Annotated in this window: 14 protein-coding genes; 3 read left to right on the forward strand and 11 right to left on the reverse strand. The window is 70.0% G+C overall.

The features are described from left to right. Positions 1–284: 284 nt before the first annotated feature. On the forward strand, positions 285–1,343 hold the full coding sequence (locus ABZ321_RS29150) for a hypothetical protein (RefSeq protein WP_354897012.1): 1,059 nt from the start codon (positions 285–287) through the stop codon (positions 1,341–1,343). A gap of 396 nt (positions 1,344–1,739) precedes the next feature. On the opposite strand, the gene ABZ321_RS29155 is transcribed toward ABZ321_RS29150, so the two are convergent. After that, entirely contained in the window at positions 1,740–2,351 is a 612-nt protein-coding gene (locus tag ABZ321_RS29155) for a hypothetical protein (protein ID WP_344509979.1), read from the reverse strand. A 906-nt stretch (positions 2,352–3,257) separates the two neighbouring features. Continuing rightward, on the reverse strand, positions 3,258–4,115 hold the full coding sequence (locus ABZ321_RS29160; RefSeq protein ID WP_354897015.1) for a septum formation family protein: 858 nt from the start codon (positions 4,113–4,115) through the stop codon (positions 3,258–3,260). A 347-nt stretch (positions 4,116–4,462) separates the two neighbouring features. Between ABZ321_RS29160 and ABZ321_RS29165 the strand changes: the two genes are divergently transcribed. Then, positions 4,463–4,894: a hypothetical protein gene (locus ABZ321_RS29165; RefSeq protein WP_354897017.1), complete on the forward strand. Its 432-nt coding sequence runs from the start codon at positions 4,463–4,465 to the stop codon at positions 4,892–4,894. Between the two features lie 238 nt (positions 4,895–5,132). Here ABZ321_RS29165 and ABZ321_RS29170 read toward each other — a convergent pair whose 3' ends face one another. Both ABZ321_RS29170 and ABZ321_RS29175 read right to left on the reverse strand, forming a co-directional pair. Next, positions 5,133–6,056, reverse strand: coding sequence for a L,D-transpeptidase (locus ABZ321_RS29170; protein ID WP_354897019.1), 924 nt, complete (start codon positions 6,054–6,056; stop codon positions 5,133–5,135). A gap of 255 nt (positions 6,057–6,311) precedes the next feature. Then, positions 6,312–6,854: an AAA family ATPase gene (locus ABZ321_RS29175; protein WP_354897022.1), complete on the reverse strand. Its 543-nt coding sequence runs from the start codon at positions 6,852–6,854 to the stop codon at positions 6,312–6,314. 196 nt (positions 6,855–7,050) lie between these two features. Here ABZ321_RS29175 and ABZ321_RS29180 point away from each other — a divergent pair, with 196 nt between their 5' ends. Next, positions 7,051–8,256: a rhomboid-like protein gene (locus ABZ321_RS29180; RefSeq protein WP_354897025.1), complete on the forward strand. Its 1,206-nt coding sequence runs from the start codon at positions 7,051–7,053 to the stop codon at positions 8,254–8,256. A gap of 20 nt (positions 8,257–8,276) precedes the next feature. On the opposite strand, the gene ABZ321_RS29185 is transcribed toward ABZ321_RS29180, so the two are convergent. The 7 genes from ABZ321_RS29185 to ABZ321_RS29215 all read right to left on the reverse strand — a co-directional run bounded on the left by ABZ321_RS29185 (position 8,277) and on the right by ABZ321_RS29215 (position 16,861). Then, positions 8,277–9,935: an APC family permease gene (locus ABZ321_RS29185; RefSeq protein WP_354897027.1), complete on the reverse strand. Its 1,659-nt coding sequence runs from the start codon at positions 9,933–9,935 to the stop codon at positions 8,277–8,279. Between the two features lie 346 nt (positions 9,936–10,281). Next, positions 10,282–11,586 carry a delta-60 repeat domain-containing protein gene (locus tag ABZ321_RS29190; RefSeq protein WP_354897029.1) on the reverse strand — a complete coding sequence of 435 codons (1,305 nt, stop codon included), beginning with the start codon at positions 11,584–11,586 and terminating at the stop codon, positions 10,282–10,284. A gap of 322 nt (positions 11,587–11,908) precedes the next feature. Then, the gene (locus ABZ321_RS29195) at positions 11,909–13,051 is read right to left on the reverse strand and encodes an SMI1/KNR4 family protein (protein WP_354897031.1); all 1,143 of its coding nucleotides are present in this window, start codon (positions 13,049–13,051) and stop codon (positions 11,909–11,911) included. A gap of 327 nt (positions 13,052–13,378) precedes the next feature. Continuing rightward, positions 13,379–14,011, reverse strand: coding sequence for a response regulator transcription factor (locus ABZ321_RS29200; RefSeq protein WP_344509962.1), 633 nt, complete (start codon positions 14,009–14,011; stop codon positions 13,379–13,381). After that, positions 14,008–15,213 carry a sensor histidine kinase gene (locus ABZ321_RS29205; RefSeq protein WP_354897040.1) on the reverse strand — a complete coding sequence of 402 codons (1,206 nt, stop codon included), beginning with the start codon at positions 15,211–15,213 and terminating at the stop codon, positions 14,008–14,010. Before ABZ321_RS29205 ends, ABZ321_RS29200 begins: the two co-directional genes overlap by 4 nt. Before the next feature lie 5 nt (positions 15,214–15,218). Continuing rightward, positions 15,219–16,016, reverse strand: coding sequence for an ABC transporter permease (locus ABZ321_RS29210; RefSeq protein WP_354897032.1), 798 nt, complete (start codon positions 16,014–16,016; stop codon positions 15,219–15,221). Then, the gene (locus ABZ321_RS29215; protein WP_354897035.1) at positions 16,013–16,861 is read right to left on the reverse strand and encodes an ABC transporter ATP-binding protein; all 849 of its coding nucleotides are present in this window, start codon (positions 16,859–16,861) and stop codon (positions 16,013–16,015) included. Before ABZ321_RS29215 ends, ABZ321_RS29210 begins: the two co-directional genes overlap by 4 nt. Positions 16,862–17,448 lie beyond the last annotated feature (587 nt).

The raw sequence follows: 17,448 nt of genomic DNA on the forward strand, positions 1-17,448 counted from the left end.
GCATGCGGACGGGCCCCGGAGGGCAAGCGGGAGCGACTCTGCAATCCAGCGCGGCCGGCTCAATCCCGACAGCCAGCACTTCGGAGAAGCCACTTCCCGGACCCGCCGCAACCCACTCTAGAACACCCCTCCTCGCCGCCTCTTGACACAGAGGGGTGCCATGAGCGGATTCCAAGATCGTTCTGGTTGAGCACAGGAACGGTCCCCTCGGGGGGTCGAGAGGAAGGCGGCGATGACCCGCACCTCCGCCGGCGGGTCCTCGGCTCGTCGGTAGAATACGTGCCGTGCGGACACTGGTGGAGTACGCCACGGCGCTTCGCGAAGCGACCGAACAACACGACCTCGACGCCTACGCCGACGCGCTGCACGGCATCACTCAGACCGGCGGGTACACGCCACGGGAACAGGTCGACGTAGCACTGGCGCACCTCCGGCCGCTGCTGGAGCACCTGCCGCTCAGTGCCGCACCCGGGCTCGCCCGCATCACGGCCAACCTGTGCCTGTTTGGCAGCGACATCAACGCCCTGGTGCCGGTGTTCGTCGAACGGGCCTGCACCGCTGTTGAGAACACATTCGTGTTCAACATGTCCTGGGACCAACTCTTCGGCACGCAGGCACCGCCGGCCGCCCGCGAGGAGGCCGCCGCCGAGCATATGCAGCGCTTCGTCGATGTCGTGTGCAGCCACGGCGTGGCCCGGGACAAGGCAGTCGAGATCGCCGAAGCATGGGCCTTCGTGGGCATCTGGGTCCAGCCGGTGCTGTTCCTCGCGCAGCATCAGGCTGTCCGGGCGGCGCTGCCGCAGCGGGAGCGGCTCACCAAGCTCATCGAGATAGCGCGGCACATCGTCGAACAGGCGCACTTTCTGCACGGCCTGCTGCACGTGCTCGACGAGCAGCCGCTCATCGCGCTGCACCGCGAAACCGGACGAGGCTACCGGCTCCGCATCACCGGGGTCGGCGACCACCGGCAACTGCACACCCTGCTGGCCGGACTCCTCATCGGGCCCGAGTCGCTGGGTCAGCTACCGGGCCAGCGCCCCGCCGACTGTGACCTCGTCGCCGCCAGTACCGGCGATGTGCTGGACCTGGACGAGCCCATCACCGGCACGATCATCCTCAACGACGCCGCCGGCGAATGGGTATGGGACGGTATCCCCGCCGACATCGCCGCCATCGACGGGGTGCGAGTGGTGGTGATGGACCCGCCGACCGTCACCCGCACATGGAACACCGCTCGCATCTACCCCGGCATGGTGGCCCAGATCGAGTTCGAGGACGAACTCCCGCCGGGCGAAGCCGCCGCCTGGCTCAGCCGGTGCGCCCCGCCGAAGCGCACCACGTGATCCGGCGTTGAACCGGGCGCACATGATCTTCACCATACACGCAAGTAGGCATGGTTCGGGGCGGCGATGCCGGTCGGATGCCTTGCCCTGACGGCGGTGAGCGCCCACGGTTGGAAGTTTTGATCGATGATCTTCGACTGGAAGTTGGGTGGTCGCGGGCCCGGCAGTGACAGTGGCCCTGTGGCCGATCGGGGCATCTCGGTCCGCCGGGCCTCGCAGAACCCATGCTGAACCTCGAAGATCGAGCGAGCAGAGCGATGGCCCGACGGTCACCGGTGCACTCGAACCAACATCAAATCGAGTGAAACAAAGGTGCACCCCGATGAGCGGGAAGCCCCACCGGGCTTCCGCCGCGAAGCGTGACGCTCCCGGAACCGGCCACTGCGCGACCTGCGGCTACCAGATGTGCGGAGCCGATCTTGCTGCGGCACCGCACCGCAGCAGCCGCCCGCGGTAGGGCGTAGACGCCCCGGCCGGCTCAGCCGACGGGCGCCGGCGGCGGCGCAGCAGGTTGACCGCCGCGACCGGCAGCGCGTTGAGCAGGACGCCGAGACCGCAGGCCAGCCAGGCAACTTCCGCGGCACCGAGCCCTTGCGGCGCAAGAACCAGCCCAGCGATGACCGCCGTCTGCGCCGTGTGCCGGGCCACCCGCACGACGGCGACCCAGACCGGCCCGTCCTCGGTGTCCTCTACCGCTTCCCTCGCACGGCGACGGTCGCGCAGCTTCCCGATCAACGCGGTGACGCCTTCGACAATCCCGGTCAGGACGGCGAACAGCAACGCCCACAAGGCGATCTCGCCGACGCCCGCGCCGCCGGTCACGGAGGGCGCGACGGCACCTGTCACGGCGAACACGGCAAACGCGGGCACCCATGTGAACGCGCACCCGACCACCACCATCAGCAGGAATCCGGCGAGGCCGATCCGGGGCCGCACAGGCTCCTCCAGACTCGCCCGCACCGAGTCCGGCGCCCAGACGATGCCGCGACCCGGACCCTGCAATGCCACACCTGGCAGCGTAGCGAAGACCTGCAATCAGGACGCCGCGCCAACCCGTGGTCCAGCGCCCGCACTGCGGCGCGGCCGGGACCAGGATCGTACCGTGGGGCGGCCTAGCGACCGGATCGCGGCATAGCAATGCGGAAACCGAACAGCGACCAACTCACCCCGGGCAGTGTCCCATCGGACGTCCGCGCATGCCGCAGTTCTCGCGCGGCAACCAGCTCGAAGACCGTCACGTTTCGTGGTGACTGGCGGGCGCATCGAACCGTGCGGCTGTGCGCGCTCGATGCCGATGAGCGTTGCCGGCGCGCTCAGCCCGGACCTGGCGCTTTGGATCAGGGAGGGGCGCCGTGCGGGGTAGCGCGCCGAGATCGCCGCCGCCGAGCCTCGTCGCGGTTTCCGGTAAGGCGGGGTGGTACACGCGATCGCCGAGCACCCGAACCGGGTAACCGCAACGCCACTGACCTGGCCGACTATGGTCGGCACGCACGGAGCGTAAGCCAATGTAGCGCACTATCAGGAAGTTCCCAGCTTTGTCAGTCCGCTGTGCACAGCGATTGCTGGTTTCGTTTCAAGCGCGCGGATGTGCACGGTGTAATCGCGCTCCACATGGACTGTGAAGGGAGGGAAGTCATGCCAGTCTCTCGCGAGATGTGGCGAACGGTCCGGTACGCCCTGCCAAGCACCCTGTATCGAGCACTACGGTGACCGCATAGACCGCGAGCGCGGCCAAGGCCAGTATCAGGTGACGGGCGGTCGCGTGCTGCCGACCGGGCGGTGCTCTCGGCTCCGCAGCATGCCGCGTGCTGTCCCGCGTCAGCCGCGGCGGAACTGCAATTCCGTCGGACGCAGGTGGGCGAGGCCCCGTCGATGTCGCATGTGGACGACACCGGGCGGCTCTCGACTCGCCGGTCAGGCCTTGAGGGACTTCGCAATCGGCTGCTCGACGACGAGGACGCACCGGGCGCTGCGCTCGCCGGCGTCCCAGTTGTGGTCCGACACCCGCCACCACAGGAGCCCGATCTGCTGCCCGAGCTGCGTGGCGAGGTTTGCGAAGGAGCGACCCGTATAGCGGTCGACCAGCTGGGCGCACTCCTGCCGCAGGTGATCGCCGGTGCCCGGGGCGGTGACAGCACCGGCGGGCGCGCGCACGGTCCCGATGTACTCGCCGTTGTGCGGCTGGTCGCAGGCAGCCGGCTGCATCCACAGCGGCGTACGCTTCGGGTCCGTGTTGTACACGACCGTGCCGCAGCCCAGCCCGATCGGACGCGCGCCGCGCATGCTGTCCTTGACTGAGCCCGTGCGGAATGACGACGCATCGCTGATACCGCGCCGCTCGACGAGGTCGCAGCGGAATGCCCGGACGCCCGCGTCCCACCTCGCCTCCGTCGGCGGCAACAGCAGCAGCGCCAGCCGACCGTCGTGCCAGTCCGCGCCGAGGAACTCAGCCGCCTTCGCCTCGCACTCGGCGTACACCCGCTGCACCTCGGGGTCGGCCGGCGGCGTGTCACCGGGGAACGTGCCCACGTGGAACGTCTCGGTCAGGTGCCGCGCCGCGCAGTCCGCCACTGGGTGCAGCTCGTCCACGGTCAGCTCGTTGATCTTGTCGCCGGTGAACGTCGCGGTGTAGGACGTCCAGCAGTTGCCCACGACCGGTTTGGCGGCGTCACCGGCCGCCGTCGACGGCGCCACCGACGCCGACGGGCTCGCCGACGCGGCCGGCGCCGGATCCTTCTCCTGCTGACACCCCGCCAGCAACGCGCCACTCACCACGAAGACCGTCAGCACACCCGCACGCCGCACCCGCGACCCCCCGTCGCTAAATTGATCGCCAACAGTGTCGGGTACGGCACCGCCCGGTGCAAACGGGGTTCGACGTCAGGCTCAGCGGTTCGGGACTCGGAACGCCTGGACCTGCACGACCACGCGCTCACCGTCGAACGGGGCGCCGGTCCGCTTCGCCGGCGGCCCTGCCAGCAGCACCGCCGCACCGGCGGGCCGAGTCTCCAGGCGGCGCCGGAGGTTCGGCCTGACGCCATCGCCCGCGGACGCTGTCGCGCCGAATGTTCAGGCTGAACCGGGCGGCAAGCCGGTCGTGCAGGATGGCCCAAACGCACATGCCGCCGGTGGTGCGCTGGACCGAGCGGCGCTCGTCACAAACCTTTCAGCGACGCATCGTGGGCGAGGCTTTCGTTTCGCCGATGCGTGGTTGTCTGCTACGTCTTCTTTGCGCGCTCTTCGTCGGCGGCCATCCGGACGTCACGAAAGTCCGCGACCGCTTCCCGGGCGACGCGGATGAGGTGCGCAAGATTGCCACGGGCAAGCAGCAGCACGTCATCGAGAACACCTGCAGGTATCTCAAGCTCGTGCGGGCCGTAGCAGTCGTGCCACGCCATGTCGGTCAAGGCCAGCAGATCCAGCGCGGCCTCGACATCCCGCGGATCGAATTGGCGCATGATCCGAGGGCGCCGTTCCCGGCGACGCTGATCACTGCCGATCGCCATGCGACCTCCCCTGCCCTGCGGTTGCGACGATCGAGTCTTCCATGACCGGGTGCGTCAAACAGGCTCACGAACTGGGGTCACCGGCAGGTGGAGTGTCGTGGCGCAGGTCCGCGATGGCGGATCGCCCATCCGCCGCCGCTGAGGTCACGAGCCGATCGCGCCCAAGTGTCGGACGGGCCCGCCCGCTTCTATCAGCGGGCATCCGGGTCTGGCGCGACCCGCATGCGGGAAGGGCGTCACGGCCGGCTGCGGGCTGCGGTGTCCGCGTTCGCCCGGAGGTGTGTCAGTTTGCCGGCACCGCGCCGCCTGCCTGCCAGGTGTTCCAGGGCACGTTCCAGTCGCCGTACCCGTCCCAGGTCGGCATCGTCGGGCCGCCGGTGTCGGTGTAGGTGATCGGGTCGCCGACCTGGGCGAAGTTGAAGTACGCCTTGGCGTTTGCCTCGGTCAGGTTGGTGCAGCCGTGGGAGGTGCTGCGCTGGCCGATGTTGCCGCCGTTCCAGCTGGCCGAGTGGACGTACTCGCCGGAGTTGGTGACCCGTACCGACCACGGCACCTGCTCGTCATAGCCGTCGCCGACCATGTGTTCGACCGCCTTCTTCTCCATGACGACCTTCGTGCCGTTGAACGTGGGGGTACTCGCCTTGCCCAGCGACACCGGGAAGTCGAAGACCTGCTTGCCGTCGGAGGTCACGACCATCCGCAGGGTCTTTCCGTCGACCTTGCCGACGTTCGCCGGTCCGGTCTTCATGTCGAGGGTCAGGCTGTTGTCGTACACCAGCCCGGTCCCGCCCGACTTGCCCTTCGTGTCGAGGTTCATGGCGACCTCGGCGTGCGCCGGCCAGAACTCGGCCGGGCGGTAGTGTGCCTCGATCGGGTAGCCGGCGTAGATCGTGGACTTCTGGAAGTACCACGCGCCCTCGACCGGTGCCCCGTTGACCGTGACCTGGGTCGCCGCGTCGAAGTCCTTGGCGCTGGTGATCGACGCCGACAGGTACGCGATGATCGGCATGCCCACGCCGTACGTCGCCCCGTCCTTCTCGTACAACCGCACGTGCACCGGCTTACCGCTCGGCGCCGGCGACACCGAAGGCGACGCACCTCCGGCCGGCTGCTGACCCGACGGCGCCCCCGACCACGAGGCCTTCGGCGCGGAGCTCCCGCCGCACGCCGTCAACCCGAGACCAAGGCCGACCAGCAGCGCCGCCACCCGCACACGGTGAGAAGATCGCATAACCACGACGATGCCCCTTATGCGCGCCCGCCGCCACCGCTGTCCGGCTCGACCACATCACAATCGGCGGGATCGAACCTCACTGTGAGCACGCGGAGTGGTCGGTGCCGATCATGCGGGTGTCTGGACGTCTTGCATGCCGGTGGGTTTGCCCAGCTCCCAGACATGCCGAGATCCGGGTGCTGCGCGGCGTGGGAGTGGCTGCGACCGCCCACCTCACCGTTACAACCGTCAGGTCTGTTTCAGGGCGGCGAGGACCGTGTCCAGCCGGCCGTCGAGCGGTCCGCTCAGCTCCAACACCGGCGTGTCCTCCCAGGCGTTCAGCGGGTCGTCGTAGACCAATTCCACCAGCGCGTCATTCATTCGCGCGCGAAGGCCAGGCAACTCCACCGCCGGCAGAATCTGCTCCGTCTCGGGTGTGATCACCGTGATGACCAGCAGATCGAGGCTCGAGAACGCCTGGCGTAACCGTGCGCCATCGGCTTCCTCCGAGGGGTCCGCGCCGGTCGCGGCCAGATATGCGAGGTAATCCAACGGCGTCCGGTCGAAGATCGTCCCGGACGGCGACGGCGACGGCGAGCTCAGGCTCCGCACCGAGCGGGCCAGCAACGCCCGGTAGTCCTCCAGCGACGGCGGAAACTGGAACTCGTAGCCCTCCTCTTCGAGCAGGTAATACGGCTCATCCACCCCGACGTGGCCCGGTAGGTGCGCGCACAGCGCCTCGACAAGCGTCGTCTTCCCAGTCCCGTGTGTCCCGGAGATCCCGACCCGCATCCGCACCCCTGCCCATCCGGACGACCCCAACGATCATAAGTGGCGTTGTGCAAGGCGCTCGTCGAACCCGACGAGGAGCGGCGGGAACCCGTCGCTCGGCTTGTGCCCGCAGGACGAAGCGCTCGGACTCGGTGAGCAGGCCTCATCCGGCAGCAGTACACTCGACGGGGAGATCATCTTTGATGGGTCGCATCTCATGGGCGTGCGGAGCCGGTGCCGGTTGTACCGGGATCCTCCTGGCCTTGTAGCGGCCTCCTACCTGCCTGGCGGCGAGCTCGCCGACGCTCTTCTCGGCGCGGAGGGCCGGTCGGCCAAGGCGAAGATCTGCCTGTCGTTCCTCGCGCAGGTGCGGCTGGCCCCGCTGTACGTGCTGATCGTCATCGGCGTCGACGTCATCCTGAACCACGCCGTCAGTGCGGAGGTCCGGACCCAGATCGTCCTCGCCAACTCCACCAACGTGGCCAACCTGCAGGCCCACCGGATCTGGACGTTGGTCACCAGTGCCTTCGTGCTCGACGAACGGGCTGGCGTGGTTGCGATGATCCCGCTGCTGCTGCTCCTGTCGGTGGCCGAGGTGCTGTGGGGGTGGCGGCGGCTGCTCGTGGTGTTCTTCGGGTCCAACGCGGTGACGAGCTGCCTCGTGTACGGGCTGTTGCTGGCGGGCGTCCGCGGCGGCTGGTTGGGCGGCGCGATCACCGTGGCCAGTGATGTGGGCACGAGCTACGGCTCGCACGCCGTCGGCGGCGCGCTCGCGCTCACCCTGCCCGTGCGTGCACGGCGGTACCTGGTGCCGTTGGCGATCGCGGTCGTGGTCGTGCCGTTGCTGAACGGCGGCACCTTCACGGACGTCGGGCACCTGCTGGCCGTCCTCCTGGGCTTCCTGGCCGGTTGGCAGATGCGGCGGCGTCCGCTGGCTGGGCACCTGCGCCGCCCGGCCCAGCTGCGCGCGGACCGGACCATGGTCTACTCGTTCGACGACGTAGCGGGGGCTCGCGCAGCACTGATCACCGCGCTGCGCCAGCACCGTCCGGTGCGCCTCGACGACGCCGTGGTCGCCTGGTCCGACCAGACGGACCGGATACACGTGCAGGAGACCCGGGACATGGACGCGATCGACGGCACCCTCGCCGGCGGCGCCTGGGGGGTGGTGCTGGGCACGTTCGTCGGCCTCCCGATAACCGGTCTGGTCATCGGCGCGGGTGCGGTCGCGATGGTGGCGCGCCGGCACGACGCCGGCCTCAGCGACACCACCGTCGAGCGGACGATGCAGGCCCTGCCAAAGGGGCGGAGCGCACTGCTGCTTCTGGCCGAACCGGCCGGCCAGCCGGCACTGACCCGCGCGCTCACCCGGACCGGTGGCACCCCGGTGCCCGATGTCGCCCAGGACGGGCAACAGTCCTGACCAGCGACGGGACCCGATCGTCACGGTGTGTCCCGCTCCAGCGGGGCGGCGAGTTCGGGCCGTTCCCGGTCGACCGCGGCACGTACCCGTTCGCTGTCCACCGCCACGCTGACGGCGTAGGCGAAGATCACGAGGCTGAAGGCGATCACCACGAGCAGGTCGATCCAGCCGGGCAGCCACAGGCGTGCGCCGCGCCCGTACCGGCCGAGGAAGCCGATGACGGTGAGCCCGATGAGCCAGGGCCAGATCCACGATGATGCACGCCAGTCGATGGCGGGCCGTGCCCGGTCGGGGGTGTGCGCCACGGTGATCGCGAAGAGTGCCAGCCCTGCGCCGATCGCCAGCAGGAGCTTCCAGGTCGCCTCGAAGCCGCCCCAGTAGATCACCAGGTTCGCCGAGACGAAGGCCGCGGGTGCGGCGACCCCGGCGGCGGGCACCCGGTAGGGGCGGTGGTGCTGGGGATCACGCCGGCGCAGCGCGGTCAGCGACACCGGCGCGAACGCGTACATGATCGCGGTCGCCGACGTGACGAGCCCGACGAGCGACTGCCAGCTGGGGTACGGCAGGAAGGCCAGCTCTCCTGCGACGAACGCCAGCACGATCGAGTACACCGGAACGCCGCGGCGGCTGACGTAGCTCAGCGCCGGCGGCAGGGTGCCCTGCCGGGCCAGCGCGTAGGAGAGCCGGGCCGAGGCGCCGAGGTAGACCAGTCCCGTCCCCGCGGGTGAGACGAACGCGTCGGCGTACAGCAGCGCGGCCAGCCAGCCGGCGCCCGCCGCGGCGGCGATGGTCGCATACGGGCCGAAGTCCCCGGCGCCCACCGGATGCGTCCACCCGTCGGCGAGGTAGCGCGGGTCCAGACCGCCGATGAAGACGATCTGCAGCAGGATGTACAGCACTGTTCCGATCAGCATGGCCAGGATCACGGCGCGGGACAGGTCCCGCTGCGGATCGCGCGCCTCCCCGCCCAACTGGATCGCCTGTTCGAAGCCCTGTAGGGAGAAGACGACACCGGCGGGCAGCGCGGCGAAGATGCCGTGGGCACCGTACGGGCTGAACCCTCCGCCTGCGGTGAAGTTGGACGGGTGGAAGGTCAGCGCGGCAACGACGATGACGGTGAGCACCGGAACCGCGAGCTTCCAGAGCACGACGGCGGCGTTGCTCCTGGTGAGCCGCCGCACCCCCAGCACGTTGATCACGGTGAACAGCAACATGAGCAGGGTGGCGAAGCCCAGCCCGGCCGGTGACAGCGTGCCGTCGGCATGCAGGAGGCCGAGGTGGCTGCGTACCCATGCGATGTTGTTGAGGTACTGCAGGCTTGCCTCCACCTCGATCGGCGCGATCGTCACGGCCTGCAGCCAGGCGGCCCAGCCCGCGGTGAGTCCGGCGAGCGCGCCGAACGCGAACCCGGGGAACCGCGCGGTGCCGCCGGCGACCGGGTAGGAGGTGCCGAGCTCCGCGTGGACCAGGGCGAGCAGCGCGAGCATCCCACCGGCAAGCAGCCAGGAGATCAGCGACGCGGGCCCGGCGGCCTGCGCCGCGGTCAGCGCGCCGAGCAGCCAGCCGGAGCCGATGATCGAGCCCAGCGACACGAAGGTCAGGCCCCACAGCCCCACTTCGCGCCGCAGGAAGCCGGAGCCTGCGGGCATCCGGCCGGCCGTGCCGCCCGCATCCTGCACGGCACACCTCACCAGGTCGGCGGCGGGCCATGACACCGCGCCGGCGGGCGGGGTCAGCCGGCCCGTTCCGGGCCAGATACCGCGGTTCCGCCCACCCGAAACCCAGGTCCGGCGGGAACTTCTACGGTGGGCGGCCACGACCGCACGTCCGGACCGCGCCCGGCGCCATACCGGCAGAAGGGCACGGGCGCCGAACGTGACGAGCGCCGCGACCAGGTGCTGGACGTCGAAGAGCCGGCGGTGGGTCGCCCTGAGGATCGCGCCAGGCGAGATCGAAGTGGCGGATCAGTGCGGGCACGGCCGCGGGTGAGGCCGAAGGCATCGACCTCACCCGCGTCGTTGACGCCTACGGCAGGTACCGCGCCAGGGCGAAGTCGTTCTGGTGGCCCGGCGAGTAGGACGACCCCGCGGCGACGATCCCGCCGTCCGGCTGGATCGCCAGGGCGTTGAGCTGGTCGTGGCTTCCGCTGCCGCTGAAGTCCGTCGTCACCTTGCCGCCGTCGCCGAACGAGGTGTTCAGCGTGCCGTTGCGGTTGTAGCGGATCAGGGTGAAGTTGTAGTCGGTGCTGAAGGGTGCGGGCCACGACACCCCGGCGGCCACGATCCGGCCGTCGAGCTGGACAGCCACCGCCAGCGGCCGCCCGTCAAGCGGGGTGTTGACGAACCCGCCGGTGCCGAAAGTGGGGTCCAGGGTGCCGTCGCGGAGGTAGCGGACCAGGCTGAAGCCGCCTCCCGAGCCCGCCACCACGATCTTCCCGTTGGCCTGGAGGGCGACTGCGCTGGCCCGGTCGACGCCATGCAGGCCACCCAGGTCGGTCAGGACCTTGCCTCCCGTGCCGAACGTGGCGTCCAGGGTTCCATCGCGGTTGTACCGGGTCACCGCGAAGTCGTCGCTGCCCCCCGCGTTGGAGATTCCCGCGACGACGATGCGGCCGTTGGACTGGATGGCGACCGCTTTCGCGGTGTCCAGGCTCCGGCCGGTGTTGAACGAGGTCAGGACCTTGCCGCCGGCACCGAAGCTGGTGTCCAGCGCGCCGCCGGGCATGAACCGCATCACCGCGAAGTCGAAGTCCGAGCCGCCGGCCAGCGCGTCCGAACTGCCGACGACCACGATCCGGCCGTTCTCCTGAATGGCCATCCCCTCGACGGTGTCGATGGTGAAAGTGCTGGGTTGGGCGACAACCAGGCCGCCGTCGCCGAACGTGGTGTCCAGGCTGCCGTCGGGGTTGTACCGGGCGAGCGCGAAGTGACTCCCGTCTTCAAGGTCCCGGTCCGTGCTCCCCGCCACGACGATCTTGCCGTCGGGCTGCAGGGCCACGGCCTTGGCCTCATCCCGGCTCTGGGTGCCGCCGAAGGTGGTCTGCACCACGCCGCCGGCACCGAATGTGCTGTCCAGGCTGCCGTCGGGGTTGTACCGGGCCACCACGAAGTCGTAATCGGGCTGGTCTCCCTCCTCCTCGCCCAGCGGGCGGACAAGCGAATACCCAACCGCCACGATCTTCCCGTCGGGTGCGACGACGACGTCGGCGGCTTCGTCGGACTTGCCGCTGCCGCTGCCGTCGGCGAGCACCGTGCCGTCGCCACCGAACGTCGGGTCAAGCGTCCCGCTGACCGACGTCGCCCACGCCGGCGAAACCGGAACGACGAGCAAGCTGACCGACAGAACACCGGCCGTGAGCCAAGCGGCTCTCCTGAATGTCCCCGCGTGAATCATGGCGCACACCCTACAAGGAGATCCGAACCCGGACTGCCCCCGAACGTCACGGCGCAGCCGCCGACGGGCGGGCGCTTGGACCGTGTCTCAATGGGTGTTTGACGAGTTTGCGGAAGCAGGAAAGTAGTGCACCTGATCATCGAGAAGAGCGGGGGTTGGTCCGGGCCGCCGAGCGACACTCCGCACCGCCGATCACCACCTGCGCGTGCATCTGCCGCCAACTGCTCACTGCCGTGCGCACGGGCGCCCGCGGCTGGGGCTACAGCTGAGGCACGACGCGCAGCACCGTGCCGGTCACCGGGTCGATGACCACGAGAAGGCCCCCGCCGCGGGCGTAGGCCGGGTCGGAGAGCAGTACCTCGGCCTCCGCCTGGTTACGTGTGATCCGCGCATCGGCGAGTGAGTTCCGCCCCCGCGCGGCGGCGGCCGTCCGCGCGGCGGCGATGATCTCGTCGTCGGTCATGCCCGGGCTGCGGAGCGGAAGGCTCGATGTATCAGCGTGATCAGCCCTCGGGCCTGGGTAGCCCGGCGAAGGGGGCGCGCTGTCGTCGCTCACGGTCCGAGAGTGCCATAGCCCGCGGTGCAGCGATGCACGCGTCGCCATGGGCCATACCGGTTCGAGCCTCCCGTCCGCGTCGTAGAACAGGTAGGGCCGGAGCTCCGCGGATTGCTCGAGCACGCGGTGGAGTGCGTACGGACGGCCGCCCTGTACGGCAAGGATCGGCTGGCCGGCCAGCAGGTCGCGAAGGGCGCCGATCCGCCAGGTGACGGCGAGCAGCTTCCTGAGCTGGAGCAGGGTCGCGACGGAGTCGGACGGCACCTGGTCGACGTAGATGTCGGCGGTCTCGGGCAGGTCAGGGGCGGACCCGGTCGGCGGAGTGTGGCAGACGCAGTCGGCGAGTTCCTCGATGTTGGTTCGCCCTCGGCAGGCCTGCGCCAGGTCATCGGCCACGGGCCAGCACTCCGGCGGGTAGCACTCCTCGTGGGTGGCCCAGCCGAGGTTGCCTGCGTGCGCGGCGACCACTGGGTACTCGCCGTCGGCGTTGGCTGGCTCGCGCATGTCGAACAGGTAGAACACGCCGCCGCCGTTGAACGCGAACGGCAGGGCCCCGGGCATGTACTCAGGAAGGTGGTAGGCCAGCGTCATCGCCCGTACCCCGCTTGGGCCATCGATCGGGAACAGCTGCAGACACCGCTCACCGTTGCCGAAGTCACCGCCGCCCGACCACGCCAGCAGGGCGAGGTACCTGGGTGGCAGCGGCCGTTCGGGCAGCTGCCACCGGCTCGCGTCGATCGGCCGGTGTGAGGCGGGCGCCGGGCCGCCGGGCGGCAACAGGTTGTGCTGCTGCGCGGCGACGTCGGCGATCTCCTGCTCGGTGGGCGCCCGACGCACCTCGGTCACGAAGTCGGCAAGCTGCCGCTGCGTAGCTCCCGGCCGAGGATCCCGGTACTCGAACACCGACGACCAATCCACAGCGCCAGATCATGCCGCACGACCGTCACCCACGTCGTAGCGCACCGTGTGACCCGCGGCGCGAACTGGGACCGGACCGCGCGAAAGCGGTGGCTCGTCAAAGAACCCCGTCGTCGACCTGTTCCAGGACGAGCGACCACCACCCGACCTCGACGGCGCGTCCGTCGATCTCCCCCAAGGTCGCCATGTCTGCGTGTCCGCATCTGCCGCAGGCCAGGCCCAGTCTTCGTGATTGAGAAACCCGGACGCACGGCACTACGGCGGTGGGCTCAGGATCCCGCGGGACAGCGCGGCGGTCACGGCGGCCGTCCGGTCACTTACGCCGAGCTTCACGAACGCGCGTACCAGGTGCGTCTTGACCGTCGCCTCGCTGATGAACAGCACGCGGCCGATCTCCGGGTTGGACAGGCCGCGGGCGACCAGGCCGAGCACCTCGGCCTCCCGCGGCGTGAGCTGCTCGGCGACCGGTGCCCGGCGCCGATCGGCCAGCCGCGCGGCGGCCAGGGGCGCCAGTACCGACTCGCCCCGGGCCGCGGCGTGGATCGCGTCGACCAACTGTGCGAGCGGGGTGTCCTTGAGCAGGTAGCCGACCGCACCCGCCTCGATGGCGCGCAGGACGTCCTCGCCGGTGTCGTACGTGGTGAGCACCAGGACCCGGACATCGGGGAAGCGCGCGGTGATGCGTGCGGTCGCCTCGGTGCCGTTGACGTCGGGCATCCGCAGATCCATCAGGACCACATCGGGCCGCAGCGTGGCGGTGAGGGTCCATGCCTCGTCGCCTGACGCCGCCTCGCCGACCACGTGGAGGTCCTCGGTCATCTCCAGCATGCCGCGAAGCCCGACCCGGACTACCGGGTGGTCGTCGACAAGCAGGACACGGACCGTCACCGTGAGTCCGGCGGTACGGTCAAAACTTCCTCCGGCAAAGGCATCGGCAGCTCGAGGCGGACCGTCGTGCCCGCGCCCGGCGCCGAGACGACCGTGCAGGTGCCGCCGAGTCCGATGACCCGGCTGCGCAGCCCGGGCAGGCCGTAGCCGCCGTGCCCGCGCCCCGGCTCGAAGCCCTGCCCGTCGTCGCTGACCGTGAGCGCGGCGGGCGAGAGCACGATGCGCACCGACGAGGCCTTGGCGTGCCGCCGGATGTTGGCGAGGGCCTCTTGAGCGGCCCGGAGGAACACGGCGTCGCGCTCGGGCATCCCGCCGCCCGGCGGATCGTCGCTCTCGACATCCACGGGGACACCGGTGTCGCGGGTGTGCCGCTCGGCCAGTCGGGCCAGGGCCTCGGTCAGGCTGCGCGCGCTGAGGTCGGGCGGGCACAGTGCGGCCACCAGGGAGCGCGCCTCGGCCAGGTTCTCCCGGGCGGTGCGCTCGATGAGGTCGAGCTGGTCGGGGACCGGGGAGGCGTCGCGCTCCAGGGTCAGCCGTGCCGACTGGGTCAGCATGAGGATGCTGGTGAAGCCCTGCGCCAGCGTGTCGTGGATCTCGACCGACAGCCGCTCGCGCTCGGCCGTCATGCCGGCCGTGTGTCGTTCGCGGGCCAGCGCGGCGCGGGTCTCGGTCAGCTCGGCGATGAGCACGCTGCGGGCGCGGCTCTGTGAGATGAGCGCGGAGATGTAGGCGCCGAGGAGCCCGGCCGACAGCACGGGGACGACCACCGTCGGCAGGAGTGCGACCGCGGTCGATGCGGAGATCCCGAGATGGACGAACATGCCGGCCATGAGCAGCGCGGCGACGGTACCCAGGACGATCAGCCGGCCGCGCCACCGCTCGAGGAACAGGAACAGGTGCAGGAACAGCACGGACAGCAGCAACGCCGCGGTCATCGTCACCATGATGAGCCCGGCGAAGAGCACGAGGGCCCCGGCGAGCTGCACGATCCCGCGCCGTTCGCCGGGGCTCCGGACGGCGCGGGCGCCGACCCGCCAGTACCACACCAGAAACAGGCACAGCAGCAGGGACGCCAGCAGGCGGGAGCGCGTGGCCAATGCGTCATCGGCCCAGACCAGCACGCCGGCCATCACCGGCGCCGCCACGGCCACCAGATGCCAGACGGCATGGAACCGGTCCCACGCGTGCCCGCCCGGCGGCACTTCGTTCAATTGTCCTCCCGACCGGTCCAGCGGAACGTCAGCAGACACAGCGCCAGCCCGACGATCACCCACGCCCCCAGCATGATGGCAACCCGGCCCAGTTCCCAAGACCCGGCGGGCTCGTTCGCGGCGAACGCGTCCGGCAGGAACACCGACCGCATGCCCTGCGCCATCCACTTGAGCGGGAACACCGCCGCGACCTGCTGCATCCACGCCGGCAGGTCGGTGAACACGAAGAAGACGCCCGAGATGAACTCCAGCACCAGCGCCACTGGGGTGACCACGGCCGGCGCCCGCTTGGCCTCCCGCGGAATCGACGAGAACGCGATCCCGCACAGCGTGCAGGCGGCGATGCCCAGCAGCGAGACCCACAGCAGCGTGAACCACTGCCTGCCCGTCGACGGCAGCGTCACGTGGAAGAACGCGGTCGCGATCGCCAGCATGATGGCGCAGCCGCCCACGCCGATGAGGTAGACCATCGCGATCTTGCCGATGAAGTACGAGCCGGCCGGCATCGGCGCACCGTACAGCCGCTTCAGCACGCCCCGGTCGCGCTCCATCGGAATCTGGATCGCGAGGGTCTGGAAGCCGTTGGCGAGCTGCGCGGCGGCGATCATGCCGGCCACGAAGTACTGCGTCAGTGTCACCCCGGGCGCGACGTCGACGCCGCCGAAGACCGAGCCGAACACGACCAGCAGCAGGATCGGCAGCGCGAAGGAGAAGATGACCGACTCGCGGCCGCGGAAGAACTGGCGCAGTTCCAGGCCGCTGCGCAGCAGCCCGAGACGCAGCGTGAGGGTCATGCCGTCTCCTGGATCATCGAGAGGTACGTGTCTTCCAGCGACGGCCGGGTGACCGTCAGCTCCGGCACCTCGCCGCCGAACCGGGCGACCAGGTCGGCCACGAACTTCGCCGGGATGTCGGTGTCGTGCTCCTGCGGGCCGTCCGGGGCGGTCCAGCGGACCTTCGCCGCCGCGCTGCCTCGGCCGCCGAGCGTCGCCGGCGTGGCGACCGCCATCAGCCGTCCGCGGGCGATCACGCCGACCCGGTCCGCGAGGGTCTCCGCCTCGTCCAGGTAGTGCGTGGTGAGCAGGATCGTGGTCCCGCCCGCGGCGAGGTCCCGGATCAGGTCCCAGAACTCGCGGCGGGCCTGCGGATCGAAGCCGGTCGTCGGCTCGTCGAGGAACAGCAGCTCCGGCCGGCCGATGATGCCCAGCGCCACGTCGAGCCGGCGACGCTGGCCCCCGGAAAGCACCTTGGCCCGGTCCTTACGCTTCTCCTGCAGCCCGACCCGTTCGATCACCTCATCCGGACGGTCGGCCTTCGGGTAGTACTTCGCGAAATGCTGCACGACCTCCTGCACCGAGAGCTCCTCGAACTCGCCGGTGGACTGCAGCACGATGCCGATCCGGGATCGCCAGTCCAGCGGGCGGCGCTGCGGATCGACGCCGAGGACACGTACCTCGCCGCCGCTGCGCTTGCGGAAGCCCTCCAGCATCTCGACGGTCGTGGTCTTGCCGGCACCGTTCGGCCCGAGCAGGGCGAACACCTCGCCCCGTTCGACGGTGAGGTCAAGCCCGTCGACCGCATTGTGGGCGCCGTAGGTCTTGCGCAGGCCCTTGGCCTCGATGGCATATGCATCGGTCACGATCTCCATCGTGACCGGTCCGCGACGTCCGCGGGTCAACCGGTCGATGGACGCGCCCGCCCCCGCCCGTGCGTCGCAGCCGAGGGCTCGAGGGACAGCAACTGCCCATCGACGCTCGGGCAAGGGCAGGCATGACTCGGATCAGCGACGAGGCGGAGGCGGCAGCGACCGCTGCCCAGTCGATCTCGTCGACGGCGCCCCACCGCGAACGGCTGAACCCGCTCCCCACCGGCGTTGCCACGCTCGCGGCCAACAGACGGCGCCGCTCCGGCGATCCACAAGGCATTGAAGCCTTCCATCAGCCACGATCCGGTACGCACTCATGCCGATTTCAGTGCACTCAATCATGGAGTCGAGGCCCGCTGCCGAGTCTCGATACCCGGTCTGTCTCGACGCATCCAGCGGCACTTGACGACTTTCGACGGGAGGCGCAGTCGCAGATGGACCCGCTGGATGAGCGACCGAGTCCTCCGGGCCGAGACCGGGCTTCGTGCGGGTGACGCGCGCTTGCGGATGGTCGCGCGAATCAGGTGCCAGGCGATCGTCCAGAAGATGTGCGCCGGGCTCGCCCCAGGTCGCGGGCGAGG

It is taken from the genome of Dactylosporangium sp. NPDC006015 (genome assembly GCF_040614215.1).
Classification (GTDB): Bacteria; Actinomycetota; Actinomycetes; order Mycobacteriales; family Micromonosporaceae; genus Dactylosporangium; species Dactylosporangium maewongense.

What these genes read in the sequence shown, in the direction of transcription:
- ABZ321_RS29165 (WP_354897017.1), top strand. Translation starts at nt 4,463, where the DNA reads ATGCCGCCGGTGGTGCGCTGGACCGAGCGGCGCTCGTCACAAACCTTT.
- ABZ321_RS29175 (WP_354897022.1), bottom strand. Translation starts at nt 6,854, where the DNA reads ATGCGGGTCGGGATCTCCGGGACACACGGGACTGGGAAGACGACGCTT.
- ABZ321_RS29180 (WP_354897025.1), top strand. Translation starts at nt 7,051, where the DNA reads ATGGGCGTGCGGAGCCGGTGCCGGTTGTACCGGGATCCTCCTGGCCTT.
- ABZ321_RS29210 (WP_354897032.1), bottom strand. Translation starts at nt 16,016, where the DNA reads ATGACCCTCACGCTGCGTCTCGGGCTGCTGCGCAGCGGCCTGGAACTG.